This is a genomic window from Caulobacter sp. Root655, assembly GCF_001427665.1.
Classification (GTDB): Bacteria; Pseudomonadota; Alphaproteobacteria; order Caulobacterales; family Caulobacteraceae; genus Caulobacter.
Map to the genome: position 1 here is coordinate 537,688 of NZ_LMHC01000021.1, position 25,424 is coordinate 563,111.

Annotated in this window: 17 protein-coding genes; 8 read left to right on the top strand and 9 right to left on the bottom strand. The window is 69.1% G+C overall.

Translation table 11 applies throughout. The features are described 5' to 3' along the window. The 3 genes from ASD79_RS13735 to ASD79_RS13745 all read right to left on the bottom strand — a co-directional run bounded on the left by ASD79_RS13735 (window position 1) and on the right by ASD79_RS13745 (window position 7,419). Window positions 1-1,260 (bottom strand): hydrolase, encoded by a 1,260-nt coding sequence (locus tag ASD79_RS13735; protein WP_056722527.1) that lies wholly within the window; start codon window positions 1,258-1,260, stop codon window positions 1-3. 199 nt (window positions 1,261-1,459) lie between these two features. After that, the gene (locus ASD79_RS13740) at window positions 1,460-5,635 is read right to left on the bottom strand and encodes a translocation/assembly module TamB domain-containing protein (RefSeq protein ID WP_056722529.1); all 4,176 of its coding nucleotides are present in this window, start codon (window positions 5,633-5,635) and stop codon (window positions 1,460-1,462) included. Continuing rightward, a complete protein-coding gene (locus tag ASD79_RS13745) occupies window positions 5,632-7,419 on the bottom strand; it encodes an autotransporter assembly complex family protein (protein WP_056722531.1) in 1,788 nt (595 codons plus the stop codon). Before ASD79_RS13745 ends, ASD79_RS13740 begins: the two co-directional genes overlap by 4 nt. A 254-nt stretch (window positions 7,420-7,673) precedes the next feature. Between ASD79_RS13745 and ASD79_RS13750 the strand changes: the two genes are divergently transcribed. The 4 genes from ASD79_RS13750 to ASD79_RS13765 all read left to right on the top strand — a co-directional run bounded on the left by ASD79_RS13750 (window position 7,674) and on the right by ASD79_RS13765 (window position 11,546). Further along, on the top strand, window positions 7,674-9,185 hold the full coding sequence (locus ASD79_RS13750; RefSeq protein ID WP_156400498.1) for a circularly permuted type 2 ATP-grasp protein: 1,512 nt from the start codon (window positions 7,674-7,676) through the stop codon (window positions 9,183-9,185). Beyond that, the gene (locus ASD79_RS13755; RefSeq protein ID WP_007665179.1) at window positions 9,182-10,123 is read left to right on the top strand and encodes an alpha-E domain-containing protein; all 942 of its coding nucleotides are present in this window, start codon (window positions 9,182-9,184) and stop codon (window positions 10,121-10,123) included. Before ASD79_RS13750 ends, ASD79_RS13755 begins: the two co-directional genes overlap by 4 nt. A 14-nt stretch (window positions 10,124-10,137) precedes the next feature. Next, on the top strand, window positions 10,138-11,121 hold the full coding sequence (locus ASD79_RS13760; protein WP_056722535.1) for a transglutaminase family protein: 984 nt from the start codon (window positions 10,138-10,140) through the stop codon (window positions 11,119-11,121). 77 nt (window positions 11,122-11,198) lie between these two features. Then, window positions 11,199-11,546 carry a hypothetical protein gene (locus tag ASD79_RS13765; RefSeq protein WP_056722538.1) on the top strand — a complete coding sequence of 116 codons (348 nt, stop codon included), beginning with the start codon at window positions 11,199-11,201 and terminating at the stop codon, window positions 11,544-11,546. Between the two features lie 5 nt (window positions 11,547-11,551). Here ASD79_RS13765 and ASD79_RS13770 read toward each other — a convergent pair whose 3' ends face one another. Genes ASD79_RS13770 through cysT form a run of 3 tightly spaced genes read right to left on the bottom strand, consistent with a single transcriptional unit; the run spans window position 11,552 to window position 14,312 of the window. Further along, window positions 11,552-12,571, bottom strand: a complete 1,020-nt coding sequence (locus ASD79_RS13770; RefSeq protein ID WP_056722540.1) for a sulfate/molybdate ABC transporter ATP-binding protein — start codon at window positions 12,569-12,571, stop codon at window positions 11,552-11,554. Between the two features lie 20 nt (window positions 12,572-12,591). Next, window positions 12,592-13,443: a sulfate ABC transporter permease subunit CysW gene (cysW, locus tag ASD79_RS13775; RefSeq protein ID WP_056722542.1), complete on the bottom strand. Its 852-nt coding sequence runs from the start codon at window positions 13,441-13,443 to the stop codon at window positions 12,592-12,594. Next, window positions 13,443-14,312, bottom strand: coding sequence for a sulfate ABC transporter permease subunit CysT (gene cysT, locus ASD79_RS13780; protein ID WP_056722544.1), 870 nt, complete (start codon window positions 14,310-14,312; stop codon window positions 13,443-13,445). Before cysT ends, cysW begins: the two co-directional genes overlap by 1 nt. 678 nt (window positions 14,313-14,990) lie before the next feature. Here cysT and ASD79_RS13785 point away from each other — a divergent pair. Further along, on the top strand, window positions 14,991-17,309 hold the full coding sequence (locus tag ASD79_RS13785; protein ID WP_056722546.1) for a DEAD/DEAH box helicase: 2,319 nt from the start codon (window positions 14,991-14,993) through the stop codon (window positions 17,307-17,309). Window positions 17,310-17,454: 145 nt separating this feature from the next. On the opposite strand, the gene ASD79_RS13790 is transcribed toward ASD79_RS13785, so the two are convergent. After that, window positions 17,455-18,633: an NAD(P)/FAD-dependent oxidoreductase gene (locus ASD79_RS13790; protein WP_056722548.1), complete on the bottom strand. Its 1,179-nt coding sequence runs from the start codon at window positions 18,631-18,633 to the stop codon at window positions 17,455-17,457. 133 nt (window positions 18,634-18,766) lie between these two features. On the opposite strand from ASD79_RS13790, the gene ASD79_RS13795 reads away from it, so the two are divergent. Beyond that, window positions 18,767-20,098, top strand: a complete 1,332-nt coding sequence (locus ASD79_RS13795) for an Hsp70 family protein (protein ID WP_056722550.1) — start codon at window positions 18,767-18,769, stop codon at window positions 20,096-20,098. A 79-nt stretch (window positions 20,099-20,177) separates the two neighbouring features. Here the strand turns inward: ASD79_RS13795 and ASD79_RS23430 are convergent, their stop codons facing one another. Then, entirely contained in the window at window positions 20,178-21,245 is a 1,068-nt protein-coding gene (locus tag ASD79_RS23430; RefSeq protein ID WP_235524446.1) for a heme-binding protein, read from the bottom strand. Window positions 21,246-21,582: 337 nt separating this feature from the next. Next, window positions 21,583-24,270 carry a pyruvate, phosphate dikinase gene (gene ppdK / locus ASD79_RS13805; protein ID WP_056722552.1) on the bottom strand — a complete coding sequence of 896 codons (2,688 nt, stop codon included), beginning with the start codon at window positions 24,268-24,270 and terminating at the stop codon, window positions 21,583-21,585. A gap of 392 nt (window positions 24,271-24,662) precedes the next feature. Here ppdK and ASD79_RS13810 point away from each other — a divergent pair, with 392 nt between their 5' ends. Both ASD79_RS13810 and ASD79_RS13815 read left to right on the top strand, forming a co-directional pair. Then, window positions 24,663-24,998: a hypothetical protein gene (locus tag ASD79_RS13810; protein ID WP_056722554.1), complete on the top strand. Its 336-nt coding sequence runs from the start codon at window positions 24,663-24,665 to the stop codon at window positions 24,996-24,998. Between the two features lie 42 nt (window positions 24,999-25,040). Beyond that, window positions 25,041-25,379 carry a hypothetical protein gene (locus ASD79_RS13815; RefSeq protein ID WP_156400499.1) on the top strand — a complete coding sequence of 113 codons (339 nt, stop codon included), beginning with the start codon at window positions 25,041-25,043 and terminating at the stop codon, window positions 25,377-25,379. The last annotated feature ends 45 nt before the right edge of the window (window positions 25,380-25,424 follow it).

A 25,424-nucleotide genomic window follows, 5' to 3' on the forward strand; every position in this document is an offset into this window, starting at 1 on the left:
CTAGACGGTCTCCGCGAGGTCGGTCATGGCGGCGCGCAGGGCGGGACCGTCGATCTCGCCGCTCGCCAGTTTCATCAGGATCAGGGCCGACAACTGGGCTCGCTCGACGAAGCTGTCGGGCCAGGCGTGCTCGGCCTCGCTGTGGATGTCGCCGCCGCGCACGCCCAGGGTGTCGACATTGGGCAGGCCCGAGGCGAACAGGTTGTTGCCTTCGCAGACCCCGCCGGAGGGTTTCCAGGCGATCTCCTGGCCAAGCAGCGCGCCCGCCGCCTTCACGGCCCCGAACAGGCGTTGCTGGGCGGCGTTGAAGGGCTTGGCGCCCCGGGTGATGCGGCCATGCAGGTGGGCGTGCAGCCCATCCCCGGTCACCGAGGCGACGATCCCGTCGACCTGGCCTTCGAACCAGGCCGCGTCTTCCGCGGCTGGGAAGCGGACATTGAAGCGGACCACCGCCACGTCGGGCACCATGTTGAGCGGCGAACCGCCGTCGATCTTGGCGATGTTGCAGGTGACGCCGTCGCGTTGGCCGTTGAGGGCGTGCAGCGCCTGGGCGATCCGCGCGGCTTCCATCACCGCGTTGCGGCCGGCGGCGAAGTCGCGGCCGGCATGGGCGGCGCGGCCGTGAACGACGATGTGGAAATTGCCCGAGCCCTTGCGGGCGCTGGCCAGGGAGCCGTCGGCCAGGGCCGGTTCGTAGGTCAGGCCCACATGGCCCAGGCGCGCGAATTCCGCCAGGATCGGGGCCGAGGCCACCGAGCCGATCTCCTCGTCCGGCGACAGCAGCACGCGATAGCCGACCCTATGGGCCAACGGGTGGCGCTCGAACGCCTCCAGCGCCGCCAGCATCACCGAGATGCCGCCCTTCATGTCGGCGATGCCGGGACCGTGCAGGGCGCCGTCGGGACGGGTGCTGACGGTCTGGAAGCCGCTGGTCTCCGGATAGACGGTGTCGTAGTGGCCGGTCAGCACGACCTGGACAGGAGCCTCGGGCCGCACGACGACGGCGATGGCCGACGGATGCGCCTGCTCGCCGACCTTGCCGTCGGCGCCCACCTCGGGCGAGGCGGCCAACGGGATATCGGTCGGGGCGGCGGGCAGGTTCGAAAAGGCGTCGAGCAGAATTTGCCGCTGGCGCGCGAGCCCCACCAAGTGGCGGCTTCCGGAGTTGATGGCGCACCAAGCGACCGCCCGATCGATGATCAGGGCGCCCTGCGTGGCCAAATGATCCAGAACGGCGCGATCCTCGTCGTTGAGTCGCATGAAATTGTTGTCTCCCTCAGTTCAACCTAAACCAAGGGCCGCGGACAATTCGTGCTTCCTGGATCAAGGAAACCGGGCGTCCGCGCAACAGCCTTGCTCCGGATAGGCTCCACGCCCCGGCGAGCGCCAAGGGTCGGGATCCGGATCTGTTACTGCTTGCTTCGCGAGGCCAAGCCACGTGGGACTCGGCGGAAGCGGGTCAGTTGTAGTCCTTTCTCCAGCGCACCGAAAGCTGGGTGTCCCCCTGGCTGCCGATTTTGGAGACCAGGGACAGGGCCTTGCGGACCCGCCATTCGACCTGGGCGGCGGGGCCCTCGCGGCCGCCGCCGATGATTTCCAGATAGACGTCGTCGGTGACGTACTTGCCGCCGGAGACGGTCATGCCGGTGGCGCCCTCGGCGAAGGACAGCCGGTCCAGGCCCGCCAGGCTGCGCAGGTTGCCGATCACGTCGAAGCCGCCGCCGCCGGCCAGGGCCGCCAGGGCCGAGGCCAGCTGGGCCGCCTCGATCGGAGTCAGGTTGGCGGCCGAGGATCCGAACAGCACCTGCGACAGCACCTCGTCGCTGGGCAGTTCGGGCTTGGAGGTCAGGGTGATCTCGGGCTTGGCGGCGGTGCCCTGGACCCGCACCACGGCGGTCAGGGAGGGATCCTCCCGTACAGCCGTCAGATCCAGGCGGATGCGGTCGAGTTGGGTGGCCAGACGCACCGTTCCGCCGTCTTCGAACTCGAAACGTTTGCCGGCGAAGTCGTACTCGCCGCGCACGACCCGGGCCTCGCCGCTCAGGGTGGGGCTGTTGGTCGAGCCGCCGACATGGGCGTCCAGTGACAGCTCGACGTCCAGGCCACGGCCTTTCACGAAAATCCGGCGGGGCGCCTTGAGGGTGACGTCGAGGGCCATGCCGCTGCCGGGCACGACCTTGCGAGCCTCGATGCCCTGGTCCATCTCGTCCGGACGATTGCGCTCGACCACGTCCATCGTCACCACGCCGGCCGGGGCCTTGGTCTGGGCCGAGACGTCGGCGCGGTCGATGGTCAGGGCGCCGACCAGCTTGATCTTGCCGTCCGCGCCCCGGTTGATCGTCGTCTGGCCGGTGGCGTTGGCCGAGGCCAGGTCGTTGTCGATGACCCTGAAACCCTTGAGGTCCAGCTTGAAGCTGCCCAGCCCGTCGCGGGCCAGGCTGATCCGGCCGGAACCGGAGACCGAGCCGCCCTGCCCGTCGCCGCCCGACACCTGGCTGACGTCGATGGCGTTGTCGGCCAGGGCCACGCGGACGATGACGTCGCGCAGGCTGAGGCCCGTCTGGCCGTCGTCGACCCGTCCGCCTTCCAGGCTGGCGCGGCCGGTCAGACGCGGATCGGCCAGAGTGCCGGCCAGCGTGCCCTCGGCGTCGATCTTGCCCGATACGCTGCGTTCGGAACTGCCCAGCAGGTCCCAGAGCGGCTTGATTTCGCCCTGGGCCACGAACCGGCCCTGCACGGGACGGGTGCGGTTGATCACCAGGTGGAACGGCTTGGCCGAGGCTTCGGTGGGCAGGGTCACATCGGCCTCGGCCCGCAGGCCCAGACTGTTGGAGCTGGTGGCGTTGATCGTCATCAGGTTGTCGCGCAGCACGCCGCGAATCTGGGCGTTCAGCGAGCGATCGGCCCTGGAGCCCCGCTCTCGGGCCCCTGTCAGGTTGGCGTTGAAATCGCCTGTCAGCACCGGCCCGGAACCGCTGAGCGCGACCTGAGCGTCGATCTTGCCCGCCAGGTCCGGGTTGAGGGCGGTCAGGCTGACCCCGGTCAGTCCGGCCCGCAGGGTGGCCAGGTCGCCGCCGACATCGGCGTCGAGATCGGCCTGGCCGTCGCCCACCGACAGGCGCAGGCGGGCGGTGTTGCGGGGGCCGCCAAAGCGGATCTGGGCGGTTTCCCGGGTCTTGATCTCGGTGCGGGCCATGGTCCCGGCCGCGTCGAGGGTCAGCAGGTACTGCTCTCCCGCCTCGCTGAGCACACCCGAACCATTCAGCTTCCAACGGCCGGACGGCGCCTCGCCGCGCGCGTCCACCGTCAGGGGCAAGCGCGCCATCGGGCCGTTGGCCTTGATCGCCGCGTGACGCACCTTCCAGGCCCCGCCGACCACGTCGTCGGCGGCCAGGTCGAGCTGGGCCAGGGGGCCGGCCGCGCCGTCGGTGATCCGCGCCGAGCCCTTGACCGAGCCCTGGGCCAGGAAGGCGCCGGGACCGACCGCCACCATCAGGTCGGCCGTGGCCGGGCGGCCATTGCGCAGGCTGACCGCGCCCTTGGCCTTGGCGCCGCCGGCGTCGACGTCCAGGTCGGAGAGCTCCAGCCCGCCGGTGGCGAAGTTAAAGGCCGCGCGGCCCCGCGCCGGGCCGTACTGGCTGCCGGCCTCGATCGACGCCGTGCCGTCGGCGCCGTCGGGCCGCTTGGCGAAGGACAGGACGACATGGGCGTCCTTCAGCGGCAGGCGCGGCACGTCGATGGAATCGAAATCGGCGATCAGGTCGGCCTTTGGGGCCTGCAAGGTTCCGGTCACCGCCCCCGTGCCCTTGGCCTTGCCCGAAATCTCCACGGGACCGGCGGTGAACGGACCATTGGCCGTCCAGTCCAGCTTGAAGCCCAGGGCCGTGCCCGGACCCAGCATGCCGGAGGTCCGCACCGAGGCGGCGGCGCCGTCGAGCTTGGCGTCGGCGACCGACAGCCTGTCATTGGCCCAGGCGGCGCGGGCGTTCAGGCGCGGCGCCTTGCCCAGCAGACGGTCCAGCTCCGAAAGGCCCGAAACGAAATTGGCGCCCCGCGCGTCGACCGTCAGCATCCACGGCCCGTTCACCGCCTGGCTGGCCGACCACTTGGCCGTCGCCTGCCCGGCCATGCCGGCCCGCACCGGCTTCAGGGAGGCGACCTTGGCCTCGCCCTTGAACGACAGGCCGCCCAGGATGCCGCGCTCCCCCTCGGCGATCACGGTCAGGTTGGGCGCCGTCACCTTGGCCGAGCGGATCAGGAAGCGGCCGTCCTTCAGCCGTGCGCCTTCGAATTGCGCCGAGGGCGAACGGCCCAGAATGGCCAGTATGCCCTCGCCCGCGCCGCCCTCGGTCGTGGCGTCGCCCTTGATCGTCAGTTCGCCGTTCTTCCAGGCAAGGCTGGCGGGGCCCTGGACACGGGCGAGGCGGTAGCCCAGCAGGGACAGGTTGCGCACGTCGGCCCGGCCGTCGATCGCGAAGCCCTGGCCGTCCATGCGCAAGATCCCATCGACGACGCCCGCGCCCATCTTCGGCAACGGCGTGACCCTGGACAGGTCGGCGACCTTGGCGGTGAAGGTCAGGCCGGCCGGCCCGGTGATCCGCTTGGCCAGGTCCGCCGGACCGTGAGCGACCAGGGAGAGGTTCGGCGCGTCGACCTTGAGGTCGAGCATGTTGAACGCCCCGGCCTTGCGGCCGACGATCGAGAACCGGGCGTCGGCCCCGAACATTTTCTCTTCGCGATCGGTCAGGGTCGAGGCCGACAAGTCGATGTCGCCGGTCGCCGAACCGCCCTGCGCGTTCCAGGCCCCGCCGGCCTTCAGCGGCGTGGCGTCGCCCGAGCGGGCCAGCACGGTGAACGCGCCCTGGCTGGTGGTGCCGGTGGCCTTGGCGTTCAGGTCGAAGGGACGGTCGGGCGACAGGCCCAGCGCCCCGGCCAAGGCGCCGCCGTCGGCTTCGCGGGCCTGGGCGTCGAGCAGCAGGGTCTTGTCGCGCCCCAGATCGAAGAGCAGCTTCAGGTGGTCGCCGGCGTGCATACGGCTGAGCACCGTCAGGTTGCCCTTCTGACCGCCCGAGCGCTCCGACTCGTAGTCGCCGGTTATGTCGAAATCGCCGGCCTGGCGACTGAATTCCGGCCGGGTGGTCAACCGCAGGGCGACGTGGTCCATATCGACCGACAGCGGCGCGGCGCTGGACTTGCCCTTCGGCGTCAGGGTCGGACGGCGCAACAGCAGGACCTGGCGCGCCGAGATGTCGTCGGCGTGGAACCGGCGGCCGAACAGTTCGGCCGGCCGCCAGTCGACGCGCAGGTCGAAAGCCTCCAGCCAGACGCCCTTCTCGTCGCTGATCGTCAGGCGGCGGACGCCGAAGTCGCTCCAGATGTCGCCCGACAGGCCTTCGATCTTCAGCCGGCCGATACGGCCCAGCTTCAGGCCGCTGGTCCGCGCCTCCAGGAAGGCGCGCCCCTGCGGCGTGAGGGCGCCGAACCGGACGCCGCCCAGAAGCGCGGCGACCAGCACCACGATGCTGACCGAAACAATGATCACCAGGCCCGGCCAGCCGATCTTGCGCGCGACCTTGACCGCAGCCTCGGCGGCGGCCTCCGGGATGTCTTCGGGCGGTGGTGATGCGTCGGTCAAAAGCTCTGCCCGATGCTGATGTAGAGCTGGAAGGCCGGATCGCCCTCGCGCCGGCTGAGCGGCATGGCGATGTCGGCGCGGATCGGCCCGAAGCCCAGATCGTAACGGACGCCAAGGCCGACGCCGACGCCGAAGTCGTCGCCGTTGGGCCATTTGTCGACGCCCACGGCCCCGGCGTCGACGAAGGCCACCCCGCCCCATTTCTGGGTGAACTTGTGGCGCACCTCCAGCGAGGTCTCCAGCAGCGAAAGGCCGCCCTGCGGCGTGCTGGTGTTGTCGATACGTGGACCGATCGCCTGATAGGCGTAGCCGCGCACCGAGCCGCCGCCGCCCGAATAGAAGCGCCGCGACGCCGGCACTTCGGGCATGGTGCCGCCGAGGATCTGCCCGGCCTTGAACCGGCCCGCGATCACGGTTTTCGCGCCCTTGCCGAACGGCAGATAGGCCGAGCTCTGCACCTGGGCCTTCACGAAGGCCATGGTCAGGTCCCCGGTGATGGCGGTGGGTTCGGCGCGGACCTCGACTCGCCAGCCGCGGGTGGGATCCAGGACACTGTCGGAACGATCCCAGGCATAGGCCGCCAGGGTCGTGAAGGTGGCGAAGTTCTGGCGTGAATTCTTGACCACGCCGTCGACCGTGATCGGCGAGTCGATCTGCGACAGGTCCACCGCCATGCCATAGGTGCGATAGACGGTCGGCCGAAGCCGACGGGTCAGGTCAACGCCGGCATGGGCTCCGGTTTCCAGATAGGCGTCGGTGTCGTCGCGGAAGATCGCGGTGTTCAGCTTCAGGGTCTGCTGGGCGCGCCGCCAGTGCGGCAGCGCCACCTCGGCCTCCAGCCGGCTGTCCAGCTTGGCCAGGCTCGCGGTGAGCGTGGTGGTGTCGGCGCGACGCAGGCGATTGTAGCGGATCCATTTGACGTCGACGCCAGGACCGTCGGTGGTCGAATAGCCCGCGCCCACTTCCAGCGTGTGGGCCTTGCGATCCGACAGGGTGACCATCACCGGCCGCAGCCCGTCGGGAAGAATCTTCTCCTTCGGGGCCAACGACACCGACACGGTGTCGTAGACGCTGGTGTCGCGAAGCCGGCGCTCGAGTTCGGCGATATCCTCCGGCTCGTAGACGTCTCCCGACTTCCAGGGCGCCAGATGCTGCACCCAGGCGGGGTTGGATCGCCCCTGGGTGATCACCTGGATTCCGTCGACATGGGTCAGGTCGCCGGCCGCGATGTGGAAGGTCGGGCGCACCGTGTGATCGGCGTGATCGACGATGACCTCGCGCGGTTCGGCCGTGGCGTCGGCGTAGCCCAGTTGCTGCACCTGGGAAACGACGCGGCCCTCGGCGGCCAGGACGTCGACGGCTCGCCCCGGCTCGCCCGGCGTCAGGCGCATGACGCTTTCGGCGCGCTTGGCGACGCCCTCGTCCGGCGCGGCGCCGCTCCAGGCCAGTCTCGGATCGGCGATGACGAAGACGGGGCCCGGCGTTATCTTCAGAAGGGGACGCGGCGGATCGGCCTCGCTGACGTCCGGCTCCACGACATAGGCGTAATAGCCCTCGGCCCGCAGCACGGCGACCGCGTCGTCGCCGGCGTCGCGGGCGCGGCGGCGAGCCTCCGCGCGGCTGCGGGGCGGCACCTTCGATTCGGTCATGGCGCGCTGGATCGCCTCGCGCAGCGCACGGTCCTCGACGCCGGTGATGCTCGCCGCGGGCTCGTTCGCATTGGCATGCCCAGCGGCCAACAGGGCCGCCGCGGTCACGCCAAGGGCAAGTCTCTTACGCACCAAGCCTTCAAGTCCTCGCGCGGAGCGCCCCCAGACCCCTGTAATGGCGCCCCCGCCGACTGTCACGCGGCGAAATGCAACGAAACCTTACAACCAGGCCCTTCTCTCGCCGAGACAATGGCGCCCAAATGATGAGCAGCTATGCGCATTGGGATAGCGCATGACGAAAAGCGCCACCTGGCGTGATCTCGCGTTCTAGGTTGGGGTGAACACGCCGGCTCATTTTGGCGTGCTGGGCGGATAAAATGGACACAGGCGTGGCGGTGAGAATCAAGGACATCGACGATACCCCCAGCCTGCCGATGACCGGGGCTGCCTACCTGCCGGGCGTCGCCTATGACGAGATGATCGCCAAAGGCGGCGACGTGCGGGCCCACTATGCGGCGCTGCAAAGCCGGATCTCGACCCTGGGGGCCGGGGAACTGGCCGACCGCCAGCGGATGCTCGAGCGGTCATTCCTGCTGCAGGGCATCACCTTCACCGTCTACGGCGCCGACAGCGCCACCGAACGGATCATCCCGACCGACCTCTTCCCGCGCATCCTGCCTGCCAAGGAGTGGGCCAAGATCGAGGCCGGCCTGACCCAGCGCCTGCAGGCCCTGAACATGTTCCTGGCCGACATCTACGGCGAGCAGCAGATCCTGATGGACGGGGTGGTGCCGCGCGAACTGGTGCTCGGCGCGCCGTCCTATCGTCGCGAGATGCAGAACGTCTACGTGCCGCACAAGGCCTACGCCAATGTCTGCGGCAGCGACCTGATCCGCGGTCAGGACGGCGAGTTCGCCGTGCTGGAGGACAATCTGCGGGTGCCGTCGGGCGTGTCCTACATGCTGGCCAACCGCGACGCCTCCAAGCGCACGTTCCCGGGCGCCTATCGCGAGGCGGGCGTGCGGCCGGTCGAGCGCTATCCCGACCTGCTTCTGGCCACGCTGAAGAGCATGAGCGCCGACTGGCGGTCCAACCCGCAGGTCGTGGTGTTGACTCCCGGCGTCTACAACTCGGCCTATTACGAGCATGCCTATCTGGCGCGACTGATGGGCGTGCCGCTGGTCGAGGGCCGTGACCTCGTGGTGCATGACAACATGGTCTACATGCGCACCACCACGGGCCTGCGCCGGGTGGACGTGATCTATCGCCGGGTGGACGACGACTTCATCGACCCCCTCGCCTTCCGTCGCGATTCGTCGCTGGGCGCGGCCGGCCTGTTCAACGCCTACCGGGCCGGCAACGTGGTGATGTGCAACGCCCCGGGCACCGGGGTGGCCGACGACAAGGCCGTCTACGCCTTCGTGCCCGACATCATCCGCTACTATCTCGGCGAGGACGCCATCCTGCCCAATATCGAGACCTTCCTGTGCCGCGAGCCGGCCCAGCTGAGCCATGTGCTGGCCAATCTCGACAAGCTGGTGGTCAAGGCCGTAGGGGCTTCCGGCGGCTACGGCATGCTGATCGGCCCCCACGCCTCGGCCAAGGAGCGCGCCGAGTTCGCCGACGCGCTGAAGGCCGATCCCGCCAACTACATCGCCCAGCCGACCATCCAGTTGTCGACCGCGCCCTGCCTGGTCGACGGCCGGATCGAGCCGCGCCACGTCGACCTGCGGCCGTTCATCCTGTCGGGCGAAAAGACCGTGGTCACTCCCGGCGCCCTGACCCGCGTGGCGCTGAAACGCGGCTCGCTGGTGGTCAATTCCAGCCAGGGCGGCGGCTCCAAGGACACTTGGGTGCTCGCCGAAGAGGCGCCATCGAACGGCGCGGGAGGTCTGGGATGATGCTGGCGCGAGTGGCCGACAGCCTCTACTGGCTGGGCCGTTACATGGAGCGGGCCGAACACTTGTCGCGGCTGTCGAGCGTGATGCTCAACGCCACGCTCGACCAGACCGACGCCGGGGCGCAAGCCGTGTGGATCGCCCTGTCGGCGGTCGGCAAGACCGAGATCGGGGCCGTCGCCCCGTTCGAGGCCGCCCGCTCGCTGGTGCTCGACCGGTCCGACCACAACTCGGTGGTCTCGTCCCTGGCCAGGGCCCGCGAGAACGCCCGCCAGGTGCGCGACCAGATCACCACCGAAACCTGGGAGCGGCTCAACCTGCTCTATCTGAAGGTCACCGACGAGGGCGCCGGCCGGGAGTTCGCCGACGGCTCGGCCAATTTCCTGCACGACGTGATCTCGGACGTCCACCTGTTCAAGGGCGCGGCCGACGCCACCATGAGCCACGGCGAGAGCTGGCGCTTCATGATGGTGGGCATGTATCTGGAGCGCGCCCAACTGGTCTCCAGCTTGCTGGAGGTCTGCTTCGCCGAAGGGCCGGGCCGCGAGATCAACGACCATATCGCCCTGGTCAGCCTGCTGCGCATGGCCTGCGCCCTGGAGCCCTATCTGCGGGTCTACACCGCCGAGATCGAGCCGCGGCACATCCTGGAGTTCCTGGTCTTCGACGAGGACTTCCCGCGCTCGATCCGCTTCGTCACCTCGCGCATCGAGGAGCATCTGGCGGTCCTGGCCCGCCACACCGAGGCCAACGGCCGCACCGGGCCCGAGCGGCTGGCCGGACGGTTGAAGGCCCGGCTGCAGTTCGCCGACCTGGACGAGCTGCAGGCCCAGGGCGCCAGCGCGCTGCTGACCACGGTGGTCAACGAATGCTCGCGCATCCACGAAGCGATCTATGAGACCTTCGTGGCCTATCCCCTCGAAATGCGACTGCCTGCTTAAGAAAGACGACCGCCGTGCTGCTCGAGATCCGCCACATCACCCAGTACCATTATGAGCGGCCCGTCCGCGAAAGCCTGATGGAGCTGTGGATGCAGCCCCAGAAGGGCGCGCGCCAGCGGCTGGTCAGTTTCGAACTGGAACTCGAACCGGCCGCCCAGGTGTTCTCCTACGCCGACAGCTTCGGCAACGCCGTCTACCATTTCGACGTGCCCCAACCGCATGACGGCCTGACGATCATCGCCCGCTCGGCCGTCGAGACCGAGCCGGTGCTGGAATGGCCGATGCCGCTGGACATGGGCGAGTGGGAACGGCTGAAGAGCGCCTTCGTGAAGGGCGAGTGCTTCGACTATCTGCAGCCCCACGGCTTCGTCCAGGTCACCCCGGCGCTGCGGGCGTTCATGGACGCGCACGACATCGACGAGCTTCGCCGCCGCGACCCGTTCTCGGCCGCCCAGGCGCTGTGCGACACGATCTACAAGGCCTTCGAATACGCCCCGGGCGTCACCGACGCCGACAGCCCGATCGACCTGGCGCTCGACGCCGGGCGCGGGGTCTGCCAGGACTTCGCCCACATCATGCTGGCGATCTGCCGGGCCTGGGGCATGCCGGCCCGCTATGTCTCGGGCTACCTGTTCACCGACCGCGAGGCCGGCGACCGCTCCGATCCCGACGCCACCCACGCCTGGGTCGAGGTGTTCCTGCCCAGCTACCGCTGGGTCGGCTTCGACCCGACCAACAACGTCATGACCGGCGAGCGCCATGTGGCGGTAGCGGTGGGCCGCGACTATGGCGACGTCACCCCGTCGCGCGGGGTCTACAAGGGCGATTCCGAGAGCCACCTGGCGGTCGGGGTCTCGGTGCGGCGGGCCCGGGCGGCCCTGGCCGAGCCGGAGTTCATGCGCCTGCCCCGCCCCTCGACGCCGTTCGGCTCGGGCCGCGGCCGACGGGCCAACGCCGACGCCATCCGCGAGCACCAGCAGCGCCAGCAGCAGCAGTAGGTGGGGCCGACGCCACCGGAGATTGACCCGCCATCGGTCGAGTTCTATCCGTCGGAAACTTCATCGGGGGAATTCGAATGCTCGCCAAGTTCAGGTCCGCGCGCTTGCCGCTGTTGATCGTCGTCCTGATGGCCGGCCTGGCTGAACCAGCCTGGGCGTCAAGCCAGGGTCCCGGCATGGCCTCGAGCATCTCAACCGGATCGGACGGCATGGTCTGGTTCGCGCACAATGGAACCCGAACGGGCAGCCTGCCCGGTTGCGCCGCCGCCAACGGCCTGTGGGTGTTTACCGCCACCACGGCGGCTGGCCAGGCGATGCTCGCCAACCTTCTGGCCGCCACGGCGGCTGGCAAGCCGGTGTCGATCCAGGGCAGCGGCGCCTGTATCGGCGACCACGAGTCGATCGCCTACATCGTGGGGCTGTAGCCTCCCTAAGCCGCGAACACGTGCGTCCGCCGGGCCGATAGCGTCACCTCCCCGGTGAAGCTAGCCGCGTCGTCGCGGGCGGCGCAGACCTCGATGCGGCGGCCGTCGGGCAGCCTGGCGTCGACATTGGCCAGCGGCCCCTGGATCACCACCCGGTCGACCTTGGCCGCGAAGCCCGCCGCGTCCAGCACCAGGTCGTGCGGCCGCACGAAGGCGATCGCCGGGCCGTCGGCGGCGCCTGGCGCGGGCAAGACCACCGGACCGGCCGTGAACCGCCCGCCCGACACCGTCCCCTCGAAACGGTTGGCCTCGCCGACGAAGCCGCAGACGAAGGGGGTGGCCGGATGGTCATGCACCTCGTGCGGCGTGCCGATCTGCTCGATACGGCCGGCGTTGAGGATCGCCACCCGGTCGGCCAGCTCCAGCGCCTCTTCCTGGTCGTGGGTGACGAAGATGGTGGTGACGCCGGTGGCGTCATGCACCCGGCGCAGTTCCTTGCGCAGCGACTTGCGCACCGTGGCGTCCAGGGCCCCGAACGGCTCGTCGAGCAGCAGCACGCTGGGCTGCACCGCCAGGGCCCGCGACAGCGCCACCCGCTGGCGCTGACCGCCCGACAGCTGCGACGGATAGCGACCGCCCAGCCCTTCCAGCTCGACCAGCTTCAGCAGATCTTCGACCCGGGTCTTGATCTCGGCCTTGGACGGCTTGTCCCGGCCCTTGCGCACATCCAGGCCGAACGCGATGTTGCGGGCCACGGTCATGTGCTTGAACAGCGCGTACTGCTGGAACACGAAGCCCACCCGGCGCGCGGCGGCCGAGGCGAAGGTCACGTCCTGGCCCTCGAACAGCACCTGGCCGGCGTCGGGGAACTCCAGGCCGGCGATGGTGCGCAGCAGGGTGGTCTTGCCCGAGCCCGACGGGCCCAGCAGCGCCACGAGCTCGCCGTCGGCGATCTCCAGATCGACGCTGTTCAGGGCCGGATAGCGCCCGAACTTCTTTTCGACGGAACGGATGGAGATGGTCATGAGGTCGTTTCGTTCCGAATCTAGTGTCCGCCGCCGCGCTTGACGTCGGGTTGGGCGATCTCGAGCAGGCCCTTGAGCACCAGCGTGACGATCGCCAGCAGGCACAGCAGGGCGGCGACCGCGAAGGCCGCGACGAAGTCGTACTCGTTGTAGAGGATCTCGACGTGCAGCGGCATGGTGTTGGTCAGGCCGCGGATGTGGCCGCTGACCACCGACACCGCGCCGAACTCGCCCATCGCCCGGGCGTTGCATAGCAGCACCCCGTACAGCAGCCCCCAGCGCACGTTGGGCGCGGTCACCCGCCAGAAGGTGTAGAGGCCGGACGCGCCCATCGAGACCGCCGCCTCCTCCTCGGCCACGCCCTGCTCCTGCATCAGCGGAATCAACTCGCGGGCGATGAACGGGAAGGTCACGAAGATGGTGGCCAGGACGATGCCGGGCACGGCGAAGATGATCTTGATGTCGTGGTCGATCAGGCGCTCGCCGAACCACCCCTGCAGGCCGAAGACCAGCACGTAGATCAGGCCGGCGACGACCGGCGACACCGAGAACGGCAGGTCGATCAGGGTGATCAGCAGCGGTTTGCCCGGAAACTCGTGCTTGGCGATCGCCCAGGCGGCGCACAGACCAAAGACGGCGTTGAACGGCACGGCGATCCCGGCGGTGATCAGGGTCAGCTTGACCGCCGCCAGGGCGTCGGGGTTGGAGATCGCGGCCAGGGCCGGGCCCAGCCCCTTGCGCAGGGCCTCGGCGAACACCGCCGCCAGCGGCAGGATCAGGACCAGCCCCAGGAAGGCCAGCATCAGGCCGATGATGACCGCCTTGGCCCAGACCGGATCCTCGGTCGGGTGACGCGCCTTGGACTGGGCCATCAGGAGAACCTCCGGGCCCAGGCCTGCACCGCGTTGATGATCAGCAGCATCAGGAACGACACGGCCAGCATCACCAGGGCGATGGCGGCGGCGTTGGCGTATTCGAACTGCTCCAGCTGGATGATGATCAGCAGCGGCGCGATCTCCGACTTGTAGGGCATGTTGCCGGCGATGAAGATCACCGAGCCGTACTCGCCGACGCCCCGCGCGAAGGCCAGGGCGAAGCCGGTGAGCCAGGCCGGACCCAGGGCCGGCAGGATCACCCGCAGGATGGTGTCGAAGCGCCCGGCCCCCAGGCTGGCGGCGGCCTCCTCGACGTCGGCCGACAGGTCGCGCATCACCGGCTCCAGGGTGCGGACCACGAACGGCAGGCCGATGAAGATCAGGGCGATGGTCACGCCGATCGGGTTGTAGGCGGCCTTGATCCCCAGCGGCGTCAGATACTGCCCGACCCAGCCGTTGGGCGCGTAGAGCGTGGCCAGGGCGATACCGGCCACGGCGGTCGGCAGGGCGAACGGCAGGTCGACCAGGGCGTTGACCACGGCCTTGCCGGGAAATTCGTAGCGGACCAGGGCCCAGGTGGTCAGCACGCCGAACACCCCGTTGATCACCGCCGCCACGAAGGCCGCGCCGAAAGTCAGGCGATAGGCCGCCACGGCCCGCTCGGAAAAGGCGGCGGCCACGAACTCGCTCGGCGACAGCGCCGAAGCCTTGATGGCCACCGCCGACAGCGGGATCAGCACGATCAGCGACAGGATCGTCAGGGTGACGCCCAGGGTCAGGCCAAAGCCCGGAATCGCCGAGCGACGGCGAAACAGCGGGCGCCGGAAAGGTCGGTGTCGGGGCGCGGAAATCGTCTCGGCGGTCATCGGGTGATCGTCGTCCAGTATCCGGCGTCGGGCTCCAGCGGAGCCATGAAGGAGGAAACGCGCCAGACCGTCAAACGGCGCCGGTACGTTGCGAAGCTGAGGCGGCTTAAATCCCCAGCGCGCCAATGGGGTCAACAGAGTTAGCCAAACGGGGTTTGCAGAAAAACTCTCGGAGGCGTTTGGAACGGCGCACTTGCCCCCTACGGATCGCTTCGCGATCGTCTTCCCCCAGAGGGGGAAGAGCCGCGAAGCGGTCAGGTGGGGCAAGTCAGCGCGCGAAGTTGACCAGACTCTTGTCCCTCCCCCTTGTGGGGAGGGGGGACCAGCGAAGCTGGTGGGTGGGGCTTCGCCGCCCCATTGACTCATCAAACCCCACCCGACCCCTTCGGGGCCACCCTCCCCACGAGGGGGAGGGAGAAACATTCGGGTGACGGCGTCGCCTGGCCAAAATTGCCGCACCGCAGCAATCTTTCCCCCGAGCCCTTGCTTTCCGAACGGTTTTGGCCTCCTTAGGCCGCCCATCAGACCCATTTCGCCCCGCCCTCATCGGCATCCGGACGAAAACGGTCTATTCTCGAAGATATTGACCAAGAACACGGTCCGTTTGGGGGTCGTATTTGGTCGTGGTGCGGGCCGCACGTGTGTGTGTGCCGTCCGCTTGAACCGAATTGGACCTGTATGCCCTTCCCCGCCTCCCACCCCGCTCTTGAGCGGGCTCTTGCCGCTCAAGGTTATCTCGAACCCACCCCCGTCCAGGCCGCCGTGCTGGAAGCCGACGCCGAAGGCCGCGACTTGCTGGTCAGCGCCCAGACCGGCTCGGGCAAGACCGTGGCCTTCGGCCTGGCCGCCGCCACCACCCTGATCGGCGACGCCGACAAGCTGGGCAAGGCCGGCCTGCCGATGTGCCTGGTGATCGCCCCGACCCGCGAACTGGCCATCCAGGTCAATCGCGAGCTGACCTGGCTCTATGCCGACGCCGGCGCCGTGGTCGTCAACTGCGTGGGCGGCATGGACGCCCGCCGCGAGCAGCGGGCCCTGAACTTCGGCGCCCACATCGTGGTCGGCACCCCCGGCCGCCTGCGCGACCATATCGAGCGCGGCCACCTGGACCTGTCGGCCCTGAAGGTCGCCGTCCTCGACGAGGCCGACGAGATGCTCGACATGGGCTTCCGCGAGGACCTCGAGTTCATCCTCGACGCCGCGCCGAGCGAGCGCCGCACCCTGCTGTTCTCGGCCACCCTGGCGCGCGAGATCGTGCAGCTGGCCAAGAGCTACCAGAACGACGCCATCCGCATCGACACCATCGGCCGCAACGAGCCGCACCGCGACATCGAATATCGCGCCGTGCGCGTGGCGCCGAACGAGACCGAACACGCCATCGTCAACCTGCTGCGCTATTTCGAAAGCCCCGGCGCCCTGGTGTTCTGCAACACCCGCGAAAGCGTCCGCGCCCTGCACAGCAAGCTGCGCGAGCGCGGCTTCGCCGTGGTCGGCCTGTCGGGCGAGCTGTCGCAACGTGAACGCGCCGACGCCCTGCAGGCGCTGCGCGACGGCCACGCCCGCGTCTGCGTCGCCACCGACGTTGCTGCTCGAGGTCTAGACCTGCCCGATCTGGGCCTGGTCATCCACGCCGAACTGCCGGTCAACAAGGCCACCCTGCTGCACCGTTCGGGCCGCACCGGCCGGGCCGGCAAGAAGGGCGTCTCGGCGCTCGTCGTGCCCTACACCCGCCGCCGCAAGGCCGAGCAGCTGCTGATGGCCGCCGGCGTCGAAGGCCAGTGGGGCGGCGCCCCCACCGCCGACGAGATCCGCCTCAAGGACACCGAGCGTCTGCTGGACGATCCGATCTTCGACGAAGCCGTGGTCGAGGAAGACACCGCCCTGGCCGAGGCCATGCTGGCCAAGCGCACGCCGCTCGAAATCGCCGCCGCCCTGATCCGCACCCGCCGCGCCAAGCTGCCGGCCCCGGAAGAGATCTATGACGACCCGCGCCACGGCGCCGATCCCGGCCCCCGTAGCCGGGAAATGGGCTCGCGCGACGCCGGCCCGCGCAGCAACGACAGCGGCGACCGTTTCGCCGACCGTGGCCCGCGCGACTTCGGCGATCGTCCCGAGCGCGAACCGCGCGCCGACATGGCCAACTCGGCCTGGTTCCGCCTCAACACCGGTCGCCGCAACAACGCCGACCCCAAGTGGCTGATCCCGCTGATCTGCCGCCTGGGCCACATCACCAAGAAGGACATCGGTTCGATCCGGATCTTCGACTACGACACCAAGTTCGAGATCTCGGCCGAGGCGGAAGTGAAGTTCGGGGCCGCCGTCCAGGCCACCGTGCGCGACGACGTCACCATCACCCCGACCACGGCCCCGGCCGGCCGCGATGCTTCGGGCCCGCGCAAGGAATACGCGCCCCGTCCGCCGCGCGACGACCACGACGCGCCGCGCCGTGAGTTCACGCCGCGTCCGCCGCGCGACAACGACCGGGCTCCGCGCGACAACGCGCCGCGTCCGTCTTCGTACGGCGCCGACGGCGTGAGCAACGCCAAGCCCTACGCCCGCGGCGAAGAGCCCAAGCGCGACTACAAGCCGCGCCCGGAACGCAACGACGCCCCGCGTGACTTCAAGCCGCGCGCGCCCCGTGACGAAGCGCCCCGCGACTTCAAGCCCCGCGCCCCGCGCCCGGAAGCCGGCCAGCCCTATTCGCCGCTGAACGAAAGCCCGGCCCCGCGCCGCGCCCCGCGTGAAGCCCGCGAGAGCGTGCCCTACGATCCGGACCACAAGCCGGCCAAGGCCCCCTACGTCGCCCGTCCTCGCGACGGCGCGCCGGGCGGCAAGCCCTATGCCGGCAAGCCGCGCGGCGATGGTCCCGCCACGCCATTCAAGGGCCCCAAGCCTTTCAAGGCCAAGGGTGACTTCGGGGCGAAGCCGGCATTTGGCGCGAAGCCCGCGTTCGGCAAGAAGCCGGCCGGCGGCAAGGCGCCGTTCAAGAAGAAGTAGTGACTAAAAGCCTCCCCCTCTGGGGGAGGTGTCGGCGAAGCCGACGGAGGGGGGAGTGATAGGGCCTCGACCGCACCCCGGATCGACCGGCCGATAACTCCCCCCTCCGATCGCCACGCGATCGCCTCCCCCATAGGGGGAGGAATTAAACCGCCTGCCCCGCGCACCACCCCGACGCCCAGGCCCACTGGAAATTGTACCCGCCCAGCCAGCCGGTGACGTCCACCACCTCGCCGATGAAGTAGAGCCCCGGCGCGGCCTTGGCCTCCATGGTCCGCGAGTCCAGCCCGTCGGTGTCGACGCCGCCCAGCGTCACTTCCGCCGTGCGATAGCCTTCCGACCCCACCGGCTTGAACGTCCAGGCGTTGACCGTCGCCGCCACGCCGCGCAGCAGCACGTCCGAGCAGTCGGCCAGGTTGCCGTAGGCCCCGGCGTCCTCGGCGATCAGCTGGGCCAGGCGCTTGGGCAGCAGCTCGGCCAGCACCGTCGACAGCGCCCGCTTGGGGGTGGCGACCCGCGCCGCCTTCAGCGTCGCGAACACGTCGACGCCCGGCGCCATGTCGACGCTGATCTCGCCGCCCTCGCGCCAATAGGATGAGATCTGGAGAATCGACGGCCCCGACAGGCCGCGATGGGTGAACAGCATGGCCTCGGCGAACTTGGTTCTGCCGCTGGCCACCACCGTGTCCAGCGCCACGCCCGACAGTGGAGCCAGGCGCTCCAGGGTCTTGACCTCGAAGGTCAGCGGCACCAGGGCCGGCCGGATCTCGGTCAGGGCCAGGTCGAACTGCTGGGCGATCTCGTAGCCCAGGCCTGTGGCGCCCATCTTGGGGATCGACTTGCCGCCGGTGGCGACCACCAGCGACCGGCAGGTGACGGGTCCGTACGACAGGTTGACGCGATAGCCTTCGCCGTCGCGCACGACGCCCCTGACCTCGGTCTCCAGCCGCAGCGTCACGCCGGCCCTGTCCATCTCGGTCAGCAGCATGTCGATGACCTGCCGGGCCGAGCCGTCGCAGAACAGCTGGCCCAGGGCCTTCTCGTGGAAGGCGATGTCGTACTTCTGGACCAGGGCGATGAAGTCGGTCGGGCGGTAGCGGCGCAGGGCCGAGACGCAGAACTTCGGATTGGCCGACAGGAAGTTGGCCGGGGCGCTGTGGATGTTGGTGAAGTTGCAGCGCCCGCCGCCGCTGATGCGGATCTTCTCGCCGGGGGCCTTGGCATGGTCGATGACCAGCACCGAGCGGCCGCGCTTGCCCGCCTCGATGGCGCACATCATTCCGGCCGCGCCGGCGCCCAGCACCACGACGTCGAAGTCTTCCAAGGCCAAGCCCTTCCTGTTGAGGGGCGTATCGACAGGAGGGCGGCCGCGAAGTCAATGCGGGGAACGCCGCCGCACTTGACGCCAGCGCCTGGGGCGTTAGGAACCCTGCCCTCCTCCCGCCCAGGCTCCCCCCATGACGTCCGACCTCCAGCCGGCGATCGGCCCAACCATCGGCATAGACTTCGGCACGACCAACACCGTGGTCTCGATGACCCACGGCGACGGCCCCGCCACGCTGGTGAGGTTCCCGACCTCGGCCGGCGACATCTTCGCCTTCCGCTCGGCCCTGAGCTTCCACGCGATCATGGGCACGGACGGCCGTCCCAACGAACGGGTGGTCGAGGCCGGCCCCTGGGCGATCGAGGCCTATGTCGAGGATCCGCTGGAGACCCGCTTCATCCAGTCGTTCAAGACCTTCGCCGCCAGCGCCGCCTTCACCGAGACCAAGATCCTCAACAAGCGCTACCTGTTCGAGGACCTGCTGGGCGCCTTCCTACTGAAGCTGAAGGAGCACGGCGGCGGCGCCATGGCCGCCCTGCCCGCGCGGGTCATCGTCGGGCGCCCCGTGACCTTCGCCGGCGGCAATCCCGACGAGGCCCTGGCCCTGCGACGCTACGAGGCCGGGTTCGCCCGCCTGGGCTTCACCGACATCCGCTATGCCTACGAGCCGGTCGGCGCGGCCTTCTTCTTCGCCCGCCAGTTGAAGGAGGACGCCACCGTGCTGGTCGCCGACTTCGGCGGCGGCACCAGCGACTTCTCGATCGTCCGCTTCGAGCGTTCCGGGGGCAAGTTGCGCTCGACCGCCCTGGCGCGCTCGGGCGTCGGCGTGGCCGGCGACGCTTTCGACTACCGGATCATCGACCAGCTGGTCTCGCCGGAACTGGGCAAGGGCAGTCTCTACAAGGCCTTCGACAACCGCCTGCCGATCCCGCAGCGCTACTACACCGCCTTCGCCCGCTGGGATCAGCTGGCCCTGCTACGAGCGTCGAAGGACATGCGCGACATCCGCGCATTGCAGCGCACGGCCATGGAACCGGAGAAGATCGCGCGGCTGATCGAGGTGCTGGACGACAACCACGGCTACGCTCTCTACCGCGCCGTCTCCAGCCTGAAGGAAGCCTTGTCCAGCCGCGAGGAAGCCACCTTCCGCTTCGAGGCCGGCTCGGTGCTGATCGAGAAGGACGTTAAGCGCGCCGACTTCGAGGGCTGGATCGCCCCGGAGCTCAAGGCTATCGAAACGGCCGTCGACCAGGCCCTGGAGCGCTCGGGCCTCGGTCCCGACGGCGTCGACCGGGTGTTCCTCACCGGCGGCAGTTCGTTCGTGCCGGCGGTGCGCGACATCTTCCTGCGCCGGTTCGGGGCGGCGAAGATCGAGAGCGGCGGCGAGTTCGAGTCCATCGCCTCGGGCCTGGCCCTGATCGGGCGGGAAGCGGACCTGGATCTGTGGAGCGAGCGCGCTCGCTAGCGCCCCCTACCCTCCTCGAATCGTCATCCCGGGCCTTGCGCCCGGAATGACGGTTGAAAGGGGGTGGCTTTGGTAGGGCCTACTTCACCCGATCCGAGAACCTCGCCAGCGCCGCCCGGGCGCAGGCGTCCGCGGCCTCGTGCGAGACGTCGGCCACCGCCAGGCCGCCGACCAGCTTGCCGTCGATGTGCAGCGGCAGCGAGCCGCCGTGCGGGTTCAGCCGGTCCGGTTCGGCGGCGATCCTGGCGGCGAAGTCGGGATCTGCCTTCTCGCGCGGCTCCATCTCGCTGCCCGGAGCGTCGAACTTCACGGCCGTGGCGGCCTTGCGCGGCGCGGCGATCGGCGGCTTGGGACTGGCGGGCGCGCGCAGGACGACCAGCGGGTTGCCCGTGTCGTCGACGACGCTGGCGCTGGCGGGCAGGCCCTTGGCGGCGCAGGCGTCGATCGCGGCGCGCGCCAGGTCGATGGAGAGCGGCAGGTCGAGGGACGGGGCGGCGAAGGCGTCGGTCGGCGCCACGCAGGCCAGGGTGGCGACCAGCAGCATCGCCTTGGTCGCCGCGGCCCGCAGCGGACGCACCACCGCCACCAGCCATCCGCCGCCCCAGGGGGTATTGACCACCGCCTCGTCCACGACCTGGCCGAGGGTCTTCAGCCGATGCCACAGGCGCAGCGGCTTCAGGGCCAGCCACATGGTCAGCCCCACCGCGCCGTCGGGCCGCAGGTTCGGCGCATAGTGGGCGACCAGGTCCTCGACCTCGCCCAGGTGCTCGATGCATTCGGAGAACACCACGACGTCGAAGGTCTCGTCGGTGCGGAAGTCACGACCGTCGCCGAGGCGCAGGTCGACCACCCCAGCCTCGCGCTCGGCCGTCAGGCGGGCCAGGCCCTTGTCCACCGCCGGGGCCGAGAAATCGACGCCGACATAGCGGGCCGGGGCGTGGGCGCGGAGGGCTTCGAACAGCACGCCCTCCCCGGCCCCGATCTCCAGGACGCGCGGTTGGGGCCAGCGGTCGGCGATCATCGCGGCCAACAGGCGGTGGTGGTGGCGCTGGTCCGAGCGCGCCAACCGGTCATAAACGCCCTCGCGGTACTCGCGGTCCCACTTCTCGACCGGGGCCGGGACGATCGGCTTGTCGCGATGGCGCATGAAGAACTCGCCCACTCGGGGGCGATCGAGGGACGCCAATTCAATGAACCGCCGCCAGCGCAGATAGGCCATTCGCTCCCCCGGATATCCTTGATACCCGGATAGATGCGCCGCCTCGGGGTGTCCAGCATCCCTAGGGTGTCGTGGTCCCGTTGGCGCCTACGGGTTCGCCCTCCAACCACCGTCATCCCGGGCCTTGTGCCCGGGAACCCTGGTTCAGCTGACGGTGAAGCGCCTTGGCGCGCTGGCGCGCCACACCCCCGCACCTGCGGCGGACACAGGGATCCCGGGCACAAGGCCCGGGATGACGGTTGAAAGGATGGGGTTGGAAGAACCCCTACCCCTTGTTCCCCAAGGCCGCCTGCGCCGCCGCGAGACGGGCGATCGGCACGCGATAGGGGGAGCACGACACATAGTCCAGGCCCACCGACTCGCAGAAGGTGATCGAGGCCGGGTCGCCGCCGTGTTCGCCGCAAATGCCCATCTTGATCCCCGGACGGGCCGCGCGGCCGCGTTCGGCGGCGATGCGGATCAGGTCGCCCACGCCTTCCTGGTCCAGCGAGACGAAGGGGTCCTTGTCGAAGATGCCCTTGTCGATATAGGCGCCCAGGAACTTCCCGGCGTCGTCGCGGCTGATGCCGAACGTCGTCTGGGTCAGGTCGTTGGTGCCGAAGCTGAAGAACTCGGCGTTGGCGGCCAGGTCGCCGGCCCGCAGGGCGGCGCGCGGCAGCTCGATCATGGTGCCGACCGTGTACTCGATCGCGATCCCCTGCTCTTCCAGAACGGCCTTGGCCGTGCGGTCGGTGAGGTCGCGCAGGTATTTCATCTCCTCGCCCTTGGCGACCAGCGGGTGCATGATCTCGGGGATCGGCGCGGCCTTGCCCGACTGGGCGATGTCGCAGGCGGCCTCGATGATCGCCCGGACCTGCATCTCGTAGATCTCGGGATAGGAGACGCCCAGGCGGCAGCCCCGGTGGCCGAGCATCGGGTTGGTCTCGTGCAGTTCCTTGGCCCGCAGCATCAGCTTGGCGGCGTCCAGGCCGGTGGCCTTGGCCACGGCCACGACGTCTTCTTCCGTGTGCGGCAGGAACTCGTGCAGCGGCGGGTCAAGCAGGCGGATGGTGACCGGCAGGCCTTCCATGATCGTGAACAGCTCGACGAAGTCGGCCTTCTGGAAGGGCGCGATCTTGGCCAGGGCCGCGCGGCGGCCGGCCTCGTCGTCGGCCAGGATCATCTCGCGCACGGCGGCGATCCGGGTGTCGTCGAAGAACATGTGCTCGGTGCGGCACAGGCCGATGCCCTCGGCGCCGAAGCCGCGGGCGGTCTTGGCGTCGAGCGGGGTCTCGGCGTTGGCGCGCACCTTCAGGCGACGGACCTGGTCGGCCCAGCCCATCAGGGTGGCGAAGTCGCCGGTCAGTTCGGGCTCGATCATCATCGGCGCGCCGTTGAGGATCTCGCCGGTCGAACCGTCGATGGTGATCACCTCGCCGGCCTTGAAGTCGCGGCCGCGCACCCGGAAATAGCCGGCCTTGCCGAAGATCGACACGTCGCCCGCGCCGCTGACGCAGGGCCGGCCCATGCCGCGCGCCACCACGGCGGCATGGCTGGTCATGCCACCGCGCGCGGTGATGATGCCCCGCGCCGCGTGCATGCCGTGGATGTCCTCGGGCGAGGTTTCCTCGCGCACCAGGATGACGCTCTCGCCGGCGGCGGCGGCCTTCTCGGCCGCGTCGCTGTCGAAGACGATCTTGCCGGTGGCCGCGCCGGGGCTGGCCGGCAGGCCGGTGGCGATCACGTCGCGGTGGGCGGTCGGGTCGATGGTCGGGTGCAGCAACTGGTCCAGCGAGGCCGGCTCGACGCGGCCGATGGCCTCGTCGCGCGAGATCACGCCCTCGGCCGCCATGTCGACGGCGATCTTCAGCGCCGCCTTGGCGGTGCGTTTGCCGTTGCGGGTCTGGAGCATGTAGAGCTTGCCCTGCTCCACCGTGAACTCGATGTCCTGCATGTCGCGGTAATGGCGCTCCAGCGTCTCGACCACGGTCTTGAACTGGCCGAAGACGGTCGGCATCGCCTCTTCCATCGACGGGGTGGTGTCGCCCATCTCCTCGCGGGCCGCCTTGGTCAGGGACTGCGGCGTGCGGATGCCTGCCACCACGTCCTCGCCCTGGGCGTTGATCAGGAACTCGCCGTACAGCCGCGCGTCACCGTTGCTGGGGTTGCGGGTGAAGGCCACGCCGGTGGCCGAGGTCTCGCCCATGTTGCCGAACACCATCGACTGGATGTTGACGGCGGTGCCCCAGGCCTCGGGGATGTCGTGCATGCGGCGATAGAACTTGGCCCGGTCGTTCATCCAGCTGGCGAACACCGCGCCGACCGCGCCCCACAGCTGCTCCTGGGCGTCCTGCGGGAAGGGCTTGCCCAGGGCGTCGCGCACGGCGGCCTTGTAGTCCTTGATCACCGAGGCCCAGTCGTCGGCCGTCAGGGCCGTGTCGACGGTGATGTCCAGCCGGTCCTTATGGTCGTCGAGAATCTCCTCGAACATGTGGTGCTCCAGGTCGAGCACGACGTTCGAGTACATCTGGATGAAGCGGCGATAGCTGTCATAGGCGAAGCGCCGGTCGCCCGACAGGATCGCCAGGCCCTCGACCGTCTCGTCGTTGAGGCCCAGGTTGAGGACGGTGTCCATCATGCCCGGCATCGAGGCCCGGGCGCCCGAGCGCACCGAGACCAGCAGCGGGTTCTCGACGTCGCCGAAGCGCTTGCCGGTGATCTGCTCCACGGTCGCCAGGCCGGCATTGACCTGCTCGGCCAGCTCGGCCGGGTACTGCTTGCCGTTGGCGTAATAGTGGACGCAGGCGGCGGTGGTCACCGTGAAGCCCGGCGGCACCGGCAGGCCCAGGGACGACATCTCGGCGAGATTCGCCCCCTTGCCGCCCAACAGGTTTTTCATCGAAGCGTCGCCGTCGGCGCCGCCTCCACCGAACGAATAGACCCACTGCGTCTTGGTCAGCGTATCAACCGGCATCTCTGGCTCACCCTGCGATAAGTGAAAAAGCCGGCGGCCCTCTAGCGGAGCCGTCCTGGCCTGGGACAACAAAGCGTAAACGCCCATCCCGCACTGCAATATCCGGCCGTTCACTAGCATCTTGTCAAAGAACGCGTCCACCGACGGTTTGCGTTACGCAGTCTAAACGGAAATTTCGGCAAATTCTTCCAATGACAACGTTGTCGTGACTGAGATTTGCGCGGAGGCGCGGCGCGCGAACGTCATTCCTGAGTCTCAGGCAGGCAGACCGCGTCATGCGCGGCGCGCACAACTCCATCCTGTGTTGCAGCAGAGCTCCGCACCCGCTATTCGCCCAAGGCCAAGCTAGGCGCCATGATCATCTGATTTCCGCGCACAATTCTGGAACGCCTATGAAACTGACCCAAAGCCTGCTCATCGTCCTGGCCTGCGCGACGCTCCTCGCGGGCCCGGCCTTCGCGGCGTCCACAACCGTGCGCGGCACGGTCATCAGGACCGAGGGGCACGAGAATCCCATCTGCCGCACGGTGGTCCTGAAGCGCAAGACCGACGGCGCCGTCATGCCATTCCGCATACCGACCAGCAGCACCGAGAACGGCATCATGTCTCTGACTCTCACCGCGCTCGCGACACAGCTGGAGGTCGAGATCACCTACGATCCCGCCATGACGTCAGGCTGCGGTACGGACCCCAAGATTCAATATATTTCGCTGTTCTCGGCGGATTGATCCCCACCCCGCCGCCGATCGCGACGACAAGGCAAGGCCACCATGAAACTGGCGAAAATCCTTCTTTCCACTATGGCCGGCGCGACCGTGTCGCTGTCGAGCCACGCCCTGGCCGCGGGCACGACCGTGCGCGGCACGATCGTCAGCACCCAGGGCCATGAGGTCCCTGCCTGCCGAACGGTGGCGCTGAAGCGCAAGACCGACGGCGTGCTGATGTATTTCCGGATCCCGACCACCGGCGTCGAGGACGGCATCATGGCGACGACGATCACCGCCCTCACCACGCGCCGGGAAGTCGAGATCTATTACGACCCGGCCGCTACGACAGGCTGCGGTACCGAACCCCGGATCCAGTTCATCTCGCTGTTCGCGGACGGATAGCGCGCCAAACCTCTGCCTATGCGGCGGAGCGACGGGTCCCGGGCG

What these genes read in the sequence shown, in the direction of transcription:
- ASD79_RS13735 (WP_056722527.1), bottom strand. Translation starts at nt 1,260, where the DNA reads ATGCGACTCAACGACGAGGATCGCGCCGTTCTGGATCATTTGGCCACG.
- ASD79_RS13755 (WP_007665179.1), top strand. Translation starts at nt 9,182, where the DNA reads ATGATGCTGGCGCGAGTGGCCGACAGCCTCTACTGGCTGGGCCGTTAC.
- ASD79_RS13765 (WP_056722538.1), top strand. Translation starts at nt 11,199, where the DNA reads ATGCTCGCCAAGTTCAGGTCCGCGCGCTTGCCGCTGTTGATCGTCGTC.
- ASD79_RS13770 (WP_056722540.1), bottom strand. Translation starts at nt 12,571, where the DNA reads ATGACCATCTCCATCCGTTCCGTCGAAAAGAAGTTCGGGCGCTATCCG.
- cysW (WP_056722542.1), bottom strand. Translation starts at nt 13,443, where the DNA reads ATGGCCCAGTCCAAGGCGCGTCACCCGACCGAGGATCCGGTCTGGGCC.
- cysT (WP_056722544.1), bottom strand. Translation starts at nt 14,312, where the DNA reads ATGACCGCCGAGACGATTTCCGCGCCCCGACACCGACCTTTCCGGCGC.
- ASD79_RS13785 (WP_056722546.1), top strand. Translation starts at nt 14,991, where the DNA reads ATGCCCTTCCCCGCCTCCCACCCCGCTCTTGAGCGGGCTCTTGCCGCT.
- ASD79_RS13795 (WP_056722550.1), top strand. Translation starts at nt 18,767, where the DNA reads ATGACGTCCGACCTCCAGCCGGCGATCGGCCCAACCATCGGCATAGAC.
- ASD79_RS23430 (WP_235524446.1), bottom strand. Translation starts at nt 21,245, where the DNA reads ATGCGCCATCGCGACAAGCCGATCGTCCCGGCCCCGGTCGAGAAGTGG.
- ppdK (WP_056722552.1), bottom strand. Translation starts at nt 24,270, where the DNA reads ATGCCGGTTGATACGCTGACCAAGACGCAGTGGGTCTATTCGTTCGGT.
- ASD79_RS13810 (WP_056722554.1), top strand. Translation starts at nt 24,663, where the DNA reads ATGAAACTGACCCAAAGCCTGCTCATCGTCCTGGCCTGCGCGACGCTC.
- ASD79_RS13815 (WP_156400499.1), top strand. Translation starts at nt 25,041, where the DNA reads ATGAAACTGGCGAAAATCCTTCTTTCCACTATGGCCGGCGCGACCGTG.